Annotated in this window: 11 protein-coding genes; 9 read left to right on the plus strand and 2 right to left on the minus strand. The window is 60.8% G+C overall.

What is annotated here, in order from left to right; translation table 11 throughout:
- The first annotated feature begins 2 nt into the window (after positions 1–2).
- From SJY32_RS04685 to proB, 3 genes are read left to right on the plus strand one after another with little or no spacing between them, the layout of a single operon-like run.
- Entirely contained in the window at positions 3–602 is a 600-nt protein-coding gene (locus SJY32_RS04685; protein ID WP_376872192.1) for a GNAT family N-acetyltransferase, read from the plus strand.
- Between the two features lie 48 nt (positions 603–650).
- Positions 651–1,676: a GTPase ObgE gene (obgE, locus tag SJY32_RS04690; protein ID WP_376872195.1), complete on the plus strand. Its 1,026-nt coding sequence runs from the start codon at positions 651–653 to the stop codon at positions 1,674–1,676.
- The gene (gene proB, locus SJY32_RS04695) at positions 1,664–2,776 is read left to right on the plus strand and encodes a glutamate 5-kinase (protein WP_376872197.1); all 1,113 of its coding nucleotides are present in this window, start codon (positions 1,664–1,666) and stop codon (positions 2,774–2,776) included. The genes obgE and proB overlap by 13 nt, the downstream gene beginning before the upstream one ends.
- A 115-nt stretch (positions 2,777–2,891) precedes the next feature.
- Here proB and SJY32_RS04700 read toward each other — a convergent pair whose 3' ends face one another.
- Positions 2,892–4,292, minus strand: a complete 1,401-nt coding sequence (locus SJY32_RS04700; RefSeq protein WP_376872199.1) for a M20/M25/M40 family metallo-hydrolase — start codon at positions 4,290–4,292, stop codon at positions 2,892–2,894.
- 230 nt (positions 4,293–4,522) lie between these two features.
- Here SJY32_RS04700 and hemA point away from each other — a divergent pair, with 230 nt between their 5' ends.
- From hemA to SJY32_RS04720, 4 genes are all read left to right on the plus strand, one after another.
- The gene (gene hemA, locus SJY32_RS04705) at positions 4,523–5,752 is read left to right on the plus strand and encodes a 5-aminolevulinate synthase (protein WP_376872201.1); all 1,230 of its coding nucleotides are present in this window, start codon (positions 4,523–4,525) and stop codon (positions 5,750–5,752) included.
- Positions 5,753–5,853: 101 nt separating this feature from the next.
- Positions 5,854–7,050 (plus strand): helix-turn-helix domain-containing protein, encoded by a 1,197-nt coding sequence (locus SJY32_RS04710; RefSeq protein WP_376872205.1) that lies wholly within the window; start codon positions 5,854–5,856, stop codon positions 7,048–7,050.
- 232 nt (positions 7,051–7,282) lie between these two features.
- A complete protein-coding gene (gene ispG / locus SJY32_RS04715; RefSeq protein ID WP_376872208.1) occupies positions 7,283–8,443 on the plus strand; it encodes a flavodoxin-dependent (E)-4-hydroxy-3-methylbut-2-enyl-diphosphate synthase in 1,161 nt (386 codons plus the stop codon).
- Positions 8,444–8,640: 197 nt separating this feature from the next.
- Complete coding sequence (locus tag SJY32_RS04720; RefSeq protein WP_376872210.1) at positions 8,641–9,321, plus strand: DUF1236 domain-containing protein; 681 nt, start codon at positions 8,641–8,643, stop codon at positions 9,319–9,321.
- A gap of 78 nt (positions 9,322–9,399) precedes the next feature.
- On the opposite strand, the gene SJY32_RS04725 is transcribed toward SJY32_RS04720, so the two are convergent.
- The gene (locus SJY32_RS04725) at positions 9,400–10,212 is read right to left on the minus strand and encodes a DsbA family protein (protein ID WP_376872213.1); all 813 of its coding nucleotides are present in this window, start codon (positions 10,210–10,212) and stop codon (positions 9,400–9,402) included.
- Between the two features lie 202 nt (positions 10,213–10,414).
- Between SJY32_RS04725 and SJY32_RS04730 the strand changes: the two genes are divergently transcribed.
- Positions 10,415–11,626: a pyridoxal phosphate-dependent aminotransferase gene (locus SJY32_RS04730; protein ID WP_376872215.1), complete on the plus strand. Its 1,212-nt coding sequence runs from the start codon at positions 10,415–10,417 to the stop codon at positions 11,624–11,626.
- Positions 11,627–11,727: 101 nt separating this feature from the next.
- Positions 11,728–12,981 carry an N-acetylmuramoyl-L-alanine amidase gene (locus tag SJY32_RS04735; RefSeq protein WP_376872218.1) on the plus strand — a complete coding sequence of 418 codons (1,254 nt, stop codon included), beginning with the start codon at positions 11,728–11,730 and terminating at the stop codon, positions 12,979–12,981.
- Positions 12,982–13,062 lie beyond the last annotated feature (81 nt).

The raw sequence follows: 13,062 nt of genomic DNA on the forward strand, positions 1-13,062 counted from the left end.
GAATGGGCGGCCGCGCCGAGATTTTGACGGCGCGGCTCCATCTGCGCCCTTTGGCCGCGCGCGATGAGCCTACTGCCTGCGCCGCGCTGAGCGACCCCGCCGTTGCGCAATGGCTCAGCGGCTTGCCGCATCCGCATCATCCGCAAGATTTCCGCGATTTTCGGGCACGGGCAAAGGCTGGCCGCGTCTGGGCGATTACACTGGCGCCCGGCGCTCCTATCGGTCCGGTCGGTGATCCTTTTCTTGGGGTGATCGCGCTTGATCCTGACTTGGGATATTGGCTTGCGCCGCAGGCCCAAGGCTTTGGCTTTGCGCGCGAGGCAGCGCTCGGCGTATTATCCATGCATTTCGCACGCGGCAGTGCCGATCCCGTGTCCAGCGGCTATTTCGTCGGCAACATGCGATCCCGTCAGGTGCTCACCTCATTGGGGTTTGTTGCGCTCGGCGGGGAGCGGGCGGTGTTTTGTCGTCCGCGCGGCAAAATATTGCCCCATGTCGATATGGTTTTGACGAAAGCAGCGTTCGACGCGCAGACCGAACGGACACGCGACGCCGATCCGGCGCCCCAGATTGCCGCGCGCCCGACGAACCCCCTTGAATAAAACGCCCGCACGCCTTATCCACGGCGCTTGCAACCAAGGACCGGCCTCATGAAATTCCTCGATCTCGCAAAAGTCTACATCCGCTCCGGCCACGGGGGCGGCGGTTGCGTGTCGTTCCGGCGCGAGAAATTCATCGAATTTGGCGGTCCTGATGGTGGTGATGGCGGCAATGGCGGCTCGGTTTATGCCGAAGCGGTTGACGGCCTGAACACATTGATCGATTTCCGCTACCAGCAGCACTTCTTTGCGCAAAACGGTCAGCATGGGATGGGGAGCCAATGCACCGGCAAGACCGGTCAGGATATGATCTTGAAAGTTCCTGTCGGGACGGAGATCATCGACGAGGATGAAGAAACCGTCATCGCCGATCTGACCACCGTCGGCCAGCGCGTGCTCTTGGGGAAGGGCGGCAATGGCGGTTGGGGCAACCTGCGCTTTAAATCGTCCACGAACCGCTCGCCGTCCAAGGCCAATCCGGGGCAGGACGGTGTCGAGCGGACGCTCTGGTTACGCCTCAAACTGATCGCGGATTCGGGGCTTGTCGGCCTGCCGAATGCGGGCAAATCGACTTTCCTGGCGGCCGTGTCCAACGCGCGCCCCAAGATCGCGGATTATCCCTTCACGACCTTGGTGCCAAACCTCGGGGTGGTCGGCGTTGACGGCAAAGAATTCGTGATGGCGGATATTCCCGGTCTGATCGAGGGCGCATCCGAAGGGCGCGGCTTGGGCGACCAGTTCTTGGGCCATGTGGAGCGCTGCTCGGTGCTTTTGCATCTCGTGGATGGCACCTCCGAAACGCCGGTTGAGGATTGGCAGACGATCGTCACCGAGTTGGAAGCCTATTCCGACAAGCTTTTTGCCAAGCCGCGTATCACGGTGATGAACAAAATCGACGCGATCGACCCTGAAGAACTGGCCGAGCGCCACGCGGCTTTGGAGGCAGCGGTAGGGGAGAAGGTCCTCAAGATGTCGGGCGTCTCGAAAGAGGGCGTTCAGGATGTGCTGCGCTTGATCTGGAACGGGATCGACGCGGATCGCACGGTCGTCGAAGAGGAAGCCCCGTGGCATCCCTAACGCCGAATGTCGCGCAAGCGTCCAGAATTGTTATTAAAATTGGTTCTGCTTTGCTTGTCGACGCCGAAGGCCTCCGGCAGGATTGGCTGAGCGCGCTCGCGCTTGACGTGGCTGCGATGCGGTTGCGGGGGGCGGATGTGATCCTCGTTTCATCGGGGTCTATTGCCTTGGGCCGCCGCGTGCTTGGCTTGCCTTTGGGGGCTTTGCCGCTTGAGCAATCTCAGGCGGCCGCCGCTGTCGGCCAAATCCGGCTGGCGCGGGCTTATGAGGAGGTTCTCGCGCCCCACGACGTGAAAACCGCGCAAGTCCTTGTAACTTTGGAAGATACCGACAACCGCCGGCGCTACCTCAATTCGCGCGCGACGTTGGAGACGCTGCTCGCGATGGGCGTTGTGCCGATCGTGAATGAAAACGACACCGTTGCCACGGACGAGATCCGGTTTGGCGACAACGACCGCCTTGCCGCGCAAATCGCGGTGACGGTGGGCGCGGATCAACTCATTTTGCTCTCGGATGTCGACGGGCTTTATACCGCCAATCCGAAATCGGATCCGACCGCGACGCGGTTGGATGTGATCGCCAAGATCACGCCGGAGATTGAGGCCATGGCGGGGGATCCTGTTTCAGGTCTCTCGAAAGGGGGCATGAAAACCAAGGTTCTCGCGGCCAAAACCGCTGTCGCGGGCGGCTGTGCCATGGCGATCATGGAGGGCTCCGTGCTGCGTCCGCTCACCGCGCTGCAAGAGGGTGCGGCGTGTTCGTGGTTCCTCGCGGATGTTGATCCGCAAGCTGCGCGCAAACGCTGGATCGCGGCGATGAAGCCGCGCGGCGCGTTGCAGCTTGATGAGGGCGCGGTTCTCGCGTTGCAGGCGGGGAAGTCGCTTTTGCCCGCGGGCATACGCGATGTCACGGGCGAGTTTGGGCGCGGCGAACCCGTGTTGATCGTGTCGCCACAGGGTGACGCGCTCGGCAAGGGCTTGGTGCGCTACACATCGCAAGAAACGCGCCAGATCGCGGGCCATAAATCCGGCGAGATCGAGGACATATTGGGGTATGCGGGGCGCGCGGCGCTGATTCACCGCGATGATATGGTGATCTGAGGTCTGACCCTCAACGCTGACCGGAGGCAGCATGCGCCCACACGCCCCCTTCCGGTTGCTAGAAATATCCCACGGGGGTCTGGGGGTGTGAAACCCCCAGCGTGCCAGAACTGCACTACCCGCCGATACGGTCGAGGACTCGCACCCAAGACCGTACACCCTTATGGAAGCATTCCACGTCATATTTCTCATTGGGCGAATGGATGGCGTCGTCCTCGCGCGCGAAGCCGATCAACATCGCATCCATCCCGAGAACTGTGCCGAAATGCCCCGCAATCGGGATAGACCCTCCGCAACCGACAAAGGCGGCGGGCGTGCCCCACTCATCCGTTAAGGCTTCGCGGGCGGCCTCAAACGCCGGCTGCGCGATATTCATTTCGCCCGCGGGGGACCCGTTTTCGCGCGCGAAGGTGACGGAGCAATCTGCCGGCATCTGCGCGCGGAACCATGCGTTGAACGCCGCGCCGATTTTGGCAGGGTCTTGCCCGGGCACGAGGCGGAACGACAGTTTTGCATCTGCTTTCGATGGCAGCACGGTCTTGAAACCGGCGCCGGTGTAGCCGCCCCATATCCCGTTGATTTCGGCGGTCGGGCGCGACCAGATCTGTTCCAGCGCGCTGCGTTCCTTTTCGCCTGCGGGCACGGAAAGTCCGACCTCGCGCAAGAACGCCTCGCCGTCGAACCCGAGCGCCTCCCACTGCGCGTGCATATCCTGCGGGATCGGCTTCACATCGTCGTAGAAGCCCGGGATCGCAACGCGGCCTTCGTCATCATGCAGCCTGCCCAGAATTTTCGTCAGCACACGGATCGGGTTCATCGCCGGCCCGCCGTACATGCCCGAATGCAGGTCTTTATCAGGGCCGGTGACGGTGATTTCCGTCTTATACATGCCGCGCAGCATGGTGACGATGGCGGGGGTGTCGGCGCCGTAAAGACCGGTATCGCAAATCAGCGCGAGATCGGCGGTCAACTCCTTGGCGTTCTCTTGCATGAAGGGAATGAGGGAGGGGGATCCGGATTCCTCCTCACCCTCCAAGAAGATCGTGAGGTTGAACGGCAAAGCGCCATTCGCCTTTTTCCATGCGCGGCATGCCTCAAGGAAGGTCATCAGCTGACCCTTGTCATCCGATGCGCCACGCCCGCGGATGACCTTGCCCTTGGGCGTTTCCTCGATTTTTGGATCGAACGGATCATTGGTCCAAAGCGCCAGAGGGTCGACGGGCTGCACATCATAATGCCCGTAGAAAAGAATATGCGGGCGCTCCACGCCGTCTTGCGGATCATGGCGGGCGACGACCATCGGATGACCTGGCGTGTCGCGGGTGCTGGCGGTGAACCCGAGGGAGGTCAGATCGTCAACGAGCCAATCGGCGGCTTTGCGGCAATCGGCCTGATAGGCGGGATCGGTGGAAATCGACGGAATCGCCAGAAGTACGAGAAGGCGGTCCAGCGCCGCATCAAGATCGGTGTCGACCTGCTGAAGGGCGGCGGTGAGGCTGGAATGGGGGGCGGTCATGAAAAACTCCTGTGAATTTAAGCTATGCTAACGCGGCAAAATCACAGGGGCCAGAGCTTCCTTCTTACGATTTTCCCCCTATATAGCCCCCGAGCGTCACGTAAATTACTGATATTTTGTCGGGATGCGACGATTTGGCCCTCAACAATCGCGCGTTTGACCTCTATCAAGGCGCGAGACAAATTTCCCCCATAGGGGACTCCCCAGCGAACAGAGCAAGGGACTTCAAGATGAACTACGACACTGCACTTGATGCTGCGATTGGCCGCCTTCATGAAGAAGGTCGCTACCGCACGTTTATCGATATCGAACGCGAGAAGGGCGCCTTCCCGAAGGCTGTCTGGACGAAGGCGGATGGATCGAAGCGCGATATCCTTGTGTGGTGCGGGAATGATTATCTTGGCATGGGGCAACATCCGGTTGTCCTGAACGCGATGCATGAGGCGCTGGATGCGGTCGGCGCGGGCTCGGGCGGCACGCGCAATATCTCGGGAACCACGGCGTATCATAAACGTCTTGAGGTCGAGATTGCCGATTTGCACCAGAAAGAGGCCGCTTTGGTGTTCTCCTCGGCCTATATCGCCAATGACGCGACGCTCAGCACGTTGAGAACCCTGTTCCCCGGGCTGATCATTTTCTCGGATTCGCTCAACCATGCGTCCATGATCGAGGGAATCCGGCGCGGTGGCGGGGAGAAACGCATCTTCCGTCATAACGATCTGGCGCATCTGCGCGAGTTGCTTGAGGCTGCCGATCCGGCCGCGCCGAAGCTGATCGCCTTCGAGTTGATTTACTCCATGGATGGGGACTTCGGCCCGATTAAAGAGCTGTGCGATCTCGCGGATGAATTCAACGCGCTGACCTATCTCGACGAGGTGCATGCGGTGGGCATGTATGGCCCGCGCGGCGGCGGTGTCGCGGAGCGGGACAATCTTTCGCACCGTCTCGATATCATCAACGGCACGCTCGGTAAGGCATTCGGCGTCTTCGGGGGCTACATTGCGGCATCGGCGCGTATGGTCGATGCGATCCGTTCTTACGCACCGGGCTTCATTTTCACCACCTCATTGCCGCCTGCGATTGCGGCGGGTGCGGCGGCATCGATTGCGTATCTGAAGACTGCAGAGGGGCAGAAGCTTCGCGACGCGCAGCAGCTGCACGCGAAAATCCTTAAAATGCGCCTGAAATCCCTCGGGATGCCGATCATCGATTACGGCAGCCATATCGTGCCTGTGCATGTGGGGCATCCTGTGCATTGCAAGGCTCTGTCGGATATGTTGCTCGACGAATTCGGCGTCTACGCGCAGCCGATCAACTTCCCCACCGTGCCGCGCGGCACCGAACGCCTGCGGTTTACGCCGTCGCCCGTGCACGATTCCGGCGAGATCGACCACCTTGTTAAAGCGATGGACGCGCTGTGGTCGCGTTGTGCGCTGAATCGCGCCGAAGCATCGGCTTAACGACTAATCAGGGTCGCACGGCTCCCGCTCTTGTGATAATTGAAGCGTAAGAAGTCGGGTTAACAAAACCCGAATCGAGACATGAGAGGGGCGGGCAAAGAATGATCGGGCGAGGGAAATCTCCTTCGGCGGAAGTCGAGACTGATGCGCAGGGCTTTGATACGTTCGAGCTGCGCTTGGGTGACGTCATGCGCGGCGAACGCGCGACTTTGGCGAAATCCCTTCTCGATGTGCAGCGGGATTTGCGGATCAAGGCGAGCTATATCGCAGGCATTGAGAACGCGGATCTTACGGCGTTTGAGGCGCCGTCGTTTGTCGCCGGATATGTCCGTTCCTATGCGCGCTATCTCGATATTGAGCCCGATTGGGCGTTTGAACGCTTTTGCATCGAGACGGGCTACAAGCCGGTTCACGGCTTGTCACAACAAGCTGCGGTGAAGACGCCCAAAGCGTCGAAATCCTTTGCTGATCCGCTCGCCAACCCGAACGCAAGCTTTGTGCCGCGCGGTCGCGCACCGTTGAAAACCATCGAGCCGCGGGCGCTGGGGTCAGTGTTGGTGCTGGCGCTGTTGCTGGGTGGTTTGGGCTACGGCGGTTATGCGGTGTTGCAAGAAGTGCAGCGCGTCCAGCTCGCGCCGGTTGATCAAGCGCCGGGCGTGGTGGCGGAGCTCGATCCGCTCGAAGGCGTTGAGCCGATGGCGAATGAGCAGATTGAAATTGCGGATGCTTTGCCTGTGACGCCGGGCGCGTCAGAAAGCGCGGATCGGATTTTCCGTCCTCAAGCGCTTGATGCCCCTGTTCTGAAAGAACGCGACGGCCCGATCTCCGCGATTGATCCGCGTGTTGCCGGCCTTCTGGCGCAAGCGCCAAGCTTTACCGATGGCGGTGTGCAAACCGCAGAGGCCGAGGCAATTGACTTGCCTGTCGCGCGCACGCTCGGGGAAGATGTTGCAGAGGTCGAAGTCCTCGCCGTACGCCCGTCTTGGGTGCGGGTATCGGCCGCCGATGGCACAGTGCTGTTTGAAAAAGTTATGGATGCGGGCGAGCGTTTTGCCCTTCCGAAACTTGAAGACGCGCCAGTTTTGCGGACGGGCGAGTCCGGTGCGATCTATTTCGCGGTCAACGGGCAGGCTTTCGGGCCAGCGGGCGAGCGCGGCGCAGTTACCAAGAATATCCAGCTCTCGCCGGAAGCTTTGGCGACGAGCTACGCGCAAGCCGATATCGATGCGGATAACGATCTGGCCAATATGTTCAGCGTTGCGAACGCAGAGCAGGTGATCGCAAAACCGGCAGAATGAGGTGATCCCGCCCCAGCTATGCAGGGGCAGGGTAAAGGTTATACGTAAGGCGCGCTCCATCTCGGGGCGCGTTTTACGTTGAGGGCTAGGTGAAATTTGATGCCCCTGACAGGCTGAAGATCCGTCTCCTCCTTCTCCTGCTTTGTGGAGAACGATACAGATGTGAAGGGGGCCATGGTTGCGCGCGCCGCGCGGCTAGCCTACATCTAGGCCGACCCGAAGGAGACCATTCATGTCGCTCAATCCGATCCGTCCTTGGCGTAACGTCTACCGGCGCAAATCGCGTCAGATCATGGTGGGGAATGTTCCCGTAGGGGGCGATGCGCCGATCTCGGTGCAGACGATGACGAACACCGATAGCTCGGACGTGCGCGCAACGCTTGATCAGGTGATCCGTGCGGCGGATGTGGGCGCCGATATCGTTCGTATCTCGACCCCAGACGAGAGCAGCACGCGAGCGTTGCGCGAAATCGTGCGCGAAAGCCCTGTGCCAATCGTTGCGGATATCCACTTTCATTATAAACGCGCGATCGAGGCGGCGGAGGCGGGTGCGGCCTGCCTGCGGATCAACCCTGGCAACATCGGGGATGAGAGCCGCGTGCGCGAGGTTATCAAGGCCGCGAAAGATCACGGCTGTTCGATCCGGATTGGCGTGAATGCGGGCAGTCTGGAACGCCACCTGCTTGAGAAATACGGGGAGCCTTGCCCCGATGCGATGGTCGAAAGCGGGATGGATCATATCAAGATCCTGCAAGACAATGATTTCCATGAGTTCAAGATTTCGGTGAAAGCGTCCGACGTTTTCCTCGCCGCCGCTGCTTATCAAGCGCTGGGAGAGGTAACCGACGCGCCGATTCACCTCGGGATCACCGAAGCGGGCGGGCTGATGACCGGAACCGTCAAATCCGCCGTCGGTTTGGGCAGTTTGCTCTGGGCCGGCATCGGGGACACGATCCGTGTGTCGCTTTCCGCTGATCCGGTGGAGGAGGTTAAAGTTGGCTATGAGATTTTGAAGTCTCTGGGCCTGCGCACGCGCGGCGTGCAGATTATCTCTTGCCCGTCTTGCGCGCGTCAGGGGTTTGACGTGATCAAAACGGTCGAGGCGCTCGAGACGCGGTTAGAGCATATTCGCACGCCGATTTCGTTGTCGATCATTGGTTGCGTTGTCAACGGGCCGGGCGAGGCGCTGATGACCGATGTCGGGTTCACCGGCGGTGGGGCAGGGTCGGGGATGGTGTATCTTGCGGGCAAGCAAAGCCACAAGCTCTCCAACGAGCAGATGATCGAGCATATCGTCGAGCAGGTGGAGACACGCGCCGCGCAGATCGAGGCCGAAAAAGAGGCCGCCGAGCGCGCCGAGGCGGCTTTAGCGGCGTCGAGCACTCACGCCTAACCCCGCGCGGTAGGGCGCGCACGCCACGTGCGGAACAAACGGGCGCTTGGCTGCGGACGAGACAGGGCAAGGCGGCGATACGCGCCGCGCCGCCGCGCCGGTGTCAGCGGCGCCTGCACCTGCCATCGGGAACCATTCCGACTGGCGGACGTTATATCCTCATAACTCGATCGACACACGATCAAGAGGAGATAGAGATGAAACTGAACCGTAAAACCGCATTTACCGCGACCGCCCTTTTTGGTCTGACATCTTTTGGTCTTGCGAGCGCAGCATCCGCGTTCGAGACGACGACGACGGGTGAATTCACAGTTTACTCCGCGCCGATGAAGGACTCTGCGACGCTGGGCTATGTGCCTGCCAACGCGCAGATGACGATTGAGGGCTGCCTTGCGGATCAGGATTGGTGCAAAGTCAGCCATAATGGCGTCACGGGCTGGGCAAAAACGGATGTTTTCAAGGTGATGGAGGATGGCGCCGCAGTTGAGATTTCCGGCGTCGGTCCGAAGGTCCAAACCCTGATTTACCAAGACGGGAATGACGAAACCCAAGGTGCGGCGGCGCTCGGCGGTCTGGGTGCTGGCGCGGCGGCAGGGGCGGCTGTTGGTGGGCCTGTGGGCGGCATGATCGGTGCCCTCATCGGCAGCACGATCGTCGGCTCTGCGGCCGAGCCCACCACCGAGATCATCACCTATGTGAACGATAACCCGCTGCCGCCAGTGATGGTTGAGGGCGAAATCGTTGTGGGCGCAATGCTGCCGGAGGCGGCGCCGATGGTGATGGTTCCGCAAAGCGAATACGCCTATATCTACCTCAACGAGACGCCTGTTCTTGTGACCCCCGAGAACCGTCAGATCGTTTACATCTTCGAGGGCTAAGGCGACCCGATCTGTCGTTCCAGACCAAAAGGCCCCGCGAACTGCGGGGCCTTTTTACGTCATCATATCGTTCTGGCGTTAGCCACGCTCTGCCGCCACGACCTCCTCCAAGGCCTCCAACGGCACATAGCCTTTGATCATATCGCCACCGATCACAAAGGCGGGCGTCCCCGAAATCTGGAGCCGCTCGGCAAGTTGCCGGTTGTTTCGCAGCACGCTGGACACTTGCTCCTCGTTCATCCGCGCGATCACCGCATCGGTATCAACCCCCGCCGCGTCGCTCATTTTGCTCAGCGACTCCAAGGTCACTGTTCCGCGCAAGTTCATGAGCGCGTCATGCACCTCTTTATAGGCCTGATCGCCAGCAATCTGATGAACCGCGATTGCGAAACGGGCGGAGAGTTCGCTATCTTGGCCGAGGATCGGGAATTCTTTGATCACAAAGCGAATATTTCCGTCCTTTGCAATCAACTGATCGACTTCCTCGATCGCTTTGCGGCAATAGCTGCAGCGATAATCGAGGAATTCGACCACAGTGATGTCGCCCTCGGGATTTCCACCGACCCACGAGACGCCATCATCGAAAATCGCTTCCGAATTGGTCTCGACCAACACGCGACCGTTTTGTGCATCCGCGACTTGCTGGCGCGTCTCCAAAACATTGATCGCCTCAACGAGCACTTGCGGGTTTTCCATGAGGTAGGCACGGACCTGTTCGCCGAATACGGGATCAACTTTGCCGCTTGGTGTGCCATCTGTCGCCACGCCCTGCGACGGGGCGGGTGCGTCAAACGACGACCCGATCCACGCGCCAGCCCCCAAAGCAACGACCGCGATCGCGATGAAGCTTGTCAAAAGGCGTTTCGGGGCAACGGGTGTGAAAGAAGACATCAAGTGATCCTTATCTTGGGTGCGGCGCTCGATCGGGCCGATCATGGTTTCGTCGTCCAGAGCTGTGATCCGCGCGCGGAGCTATGCGCTTTCTGGCTTACGCGGCACAAAATCATCCTATCGTGTCAAAGACAAGCGCGGCGCGGTGCTTGACCTCATCGCGCTGCGCTGGAATATCCCGTTCAAGCATAAGGAGAATTGCATGCGTTCCTCAAGCCGCGGTCAAGTTGATGCCTTCATTGTGATGGATGTGATGGAGCGTGCGCGCGCGCTGCAAGCGGAGGGGCGATCGATTATTCATATGGAGGTCGGCCAGCCTGCGACGGGGGCGCCGGCGCATGCGCGGCAAGCGCTCGCGGCGCGGCTGGTGCCGCCGTCTGTGGGGGCACAGATGTCGGACACAGCGCAGGCGGGGCAATCGCAGGCGGGTGAAGACGCGATGGGTTATACCGTCGCGCTTGGCCTGCCTGAATTACGCCGTGGCATCGCGAACCTCTATAAAAGCTGGTATGATGTTGATCTGGATCCGGCGCGGGTGGTGGTCACATCTGGCTCATCGGGGGCATTCTTGCTCGCGTTTTCTGCCCTTTTTGACGCGGGCGAAAAAGTCGCCCTCGGGGAGCCGGGCTATCCCTCGTATCGGCAGATCCTGAAGGCCTTGTCGTTGGAACCTGTCGGTATTCCGTCCTCGGTCACTGCGCGGTATCAGCCTTTGCCAGATCAAATCCCCGATGATGTGGCGGGCCTGATCGTCGCCTCTCCGGGGAACCCATCGGGGACGATGCTTGGGGCGCAGGAAATGCGGGCGTTGATCGAGGCGGCGCAGAGGAAGGGGATCGCCTTCGTCTCCGACGAGATTTACCACGGACTGCATTACGAGGCGCGCGCCGTCTCGGCGTTGGAGATTTCCGATGATGTTTACGTCATCAATTCCTTTTCCAAATATTTCGCGATGACGGGCTGGCGGGTCGGATGGATGATCGTGCCGCCCGATCACGTGCGCCTTGTGGAGCGGCTTGCGCAGAATATGTTTATCTGCCCGCCGCATGCGAGCCAGATCGCCGCACTTGCCGCGCTGGAGGCAATCCCCGAGATGGAGGCGAACCGCGCTGTTTACGCCCGCAACCGCGAATTGATGCTAGAGGGTTTGCCGCGTGCGGGTTTCACCAAGATCGCGCCGCCGGACGGGGCGTTCTACGTCTACGCCGATGTGTCGGATCTGACGGAGGACTCGTTAGGATTTGCGTCGCGCATTTTGGAGGAGGCAGGGGTCGCGGTGACACCGGGCCTTGATTTTGATCCGCACCGCGGCGGCCACACCTTGCGATTTTCATACGCCGCATCCACCGCCGATGTAGAGGAGGGCTTGCGCCGTCTGACGGCCTTTATGGCGCAGTATGACCCCAAAGTTTAGCCGCGTCGATCTGACCCGCGTCGCATTGCTTTGCGGGCGCCGCCGCACAGGGTATAGTTAGGTCAAAGTCGAGACTGTCTCAAATTTGGAAATGGGCGCGAATGTTCGGTGTATGTTGGGCGCAAGTCATGCGCGGCGTGATCGCGCCTGCTTTGATCGGTGCGATAGTGGCGGCGGGCGGCATGACGCCCGTGATGGCGCAGGGCAAAGAGCTATCGGCTTTGGCGCGGATCATTCCCGAACGCTCGTCGATCATTTCGCGCGGCTCGACCCTCAGCTTTGAGATCGGCCTGACGCAACCGATCCCGTTTCGCAGCTTTTTGCTCGATAACCCGCCTCGGCTGATCGTCGATTTCCGCGAAGTTGATTTTTCCGCAATGGACCCCAAGGCCTTGATGGGCGCGCCGGGATTGAAAGATCTGCGCTGGGGGCCGTTCCGCGAAGGGTGGTCGCGATTGGTGGCGGAGCTTGAGGGGCCGATGGCGGTGACCTCGGCGCGCGCGCGCACGGTGGGGGACCCTGCGGTGCAATTGCGTCTTGTACCCGTTGATCAGGCGGCGTTCGACGCGCGCGAGGGGGCACCGCAATCCGCGCTGTGGGATTTGCCGCAGCCAGCCAATGTCGCGCCCTCCGCGCCGCGCCAACGCGGAGACGGCCCGTTGATGGTCGTCCTTGATCCGGGCCACGGCGGTATTGATCCGGGCGCGGAGGCGGGGGGGCAACGCGAGTCTGTCTTGATGATGACCTTCGCGCGCGAGCTGAAGGATCGCATGACGCGGGCGGGGATGAAGGTCTTGATGACTCGCGAGGAAGATGTGTTCGTGCCGCTTGAGACGCGGATCACCTTGGCGCGCGCGGCTGGGGCGGATCTCTTTTTGTCACTGCATGCGGATGCCTTGGCCGAGGGGAATGCGCAGGGCGCAACGGTTTATACCTTTGATAGCGAGGATGCCGATGACGCGGCCGAGCTGTTGTCGCAACGTCATGATCGGGGGGATTTGCTCGCAGGGGTCGATCTGCACGATCACGACGACGAGGTTGCGGGCGTTTTGATGGATCTTGCGCGGGCGGAAACCGCGCCGCGGGCGTCGCGTTTGTCTGTGTCGCTCGTGGCGGCGATTCAGGCGGCGGATATCAAGATGCACCGCCACCCCGCGCAGACGGGCGCGTTTTCGGTTCTCAAGTCGCCTGATTTCCCTGCGGCGTTGATCGAGCTTGGGTTTTTATCCTCGGAAGGCGACCGCGAACGGTTGATCGATGCCGATTGGCGCGGGACCATGGCAGATGCAATCACTTTGGGCGTCGAAGCTTGGGCACGGGGCGATGCGGTTGAGGCGGATTTGCTGCGGCAGTAGCTTTTTGCGCGCGCGAACCCTCCGGTTCGGCTGAAATCCGCCATATCAGGCACGGTAGAGCCCGCGCTTCGCCCCCGCGCG

The sequence above is a fragment of the Albirhodobacter sp. R86504 genome (assembly GCF_042466415.1).
GTDB lineage: Bacteria > Pseudomonadota > Alphaproteobacteria > Rhodobacterales > Rhodobacteraceae > Albirhodobacter.

Excerpts from the sequence above, each read along its gene's own strand:
- ispG (WP_376872208.1), top strand. The coding sequence starts at position 7,283 with ATGTCGCTCAATCCGATCCGTCCTTGGCGTAACGTCTACCGGCGCAAA.
- SJY32_RS04720 (WP_376872210.1), top strand. The coding sequence starts at position 8,641 with ATGAAACTGAACCGTAAAACCGCATTTACCGCGACCGCCCTTTTTGGT.
- SJY32_RS04730 (WP_376872215.1), top strand. The coding sequence starts at position 10,415 with ATGCGTTCCTCAAGCCGCGGTCAAGTTGATGCCTTCATTGTGATGGAT.
- SJY32_RS04735 (WP_376872218.1), top strand. The coding sequence starts at position 11,728 with ATGTTCGGTGTATGTTGGGCGCAAGTCATGCGCGGCGTGATCGCGCCT.
- obgE (WP_376872195.1), top strand. The coding sequence starts at position 651 with ATGAAATTCCTCGATCTCGCAAAAGTCTACATCCGCTCCGGCCACGGG.
- hemA (WP_376872201.1), top strand. The coding sequence starts at position 4,523 with ATGAACTACGACACTGCACTTGATGCTGCGATTGGCCGCCTTCATGAA.
- SJY32_RS04725 (WP_376872213.1), bottom strand. The coding sequence starts at position 10,212 with ATGTCTTCTTTCACACCCGTTGCCCCGAAACGCCTTTTGACAAGCTTC.
- SJY32_RS04700 (WP_376872199.1), bottom strand. The coding sequence starts at position 4,292 with ATGACCGCCCCCCATTCCAGCCTCACCGCCGCCCTTCAGCAGGTCGAC.
- SJY32_RS04685 (WP_376872192.1), top strand. The coding sequence starts at position 3 with ATGGGCGGCCGCGCCGAGATTTTGACGGCGCGGCTCCATCTGCGCCCT.
- SJY32_RS04710 (WP_376872205.1), top strand. The coding sequence starts at position 5,854 with ATGATCGGGCGAGGGAAATCTCCTTCGGCGGAAGTCGAGACTGATGCG.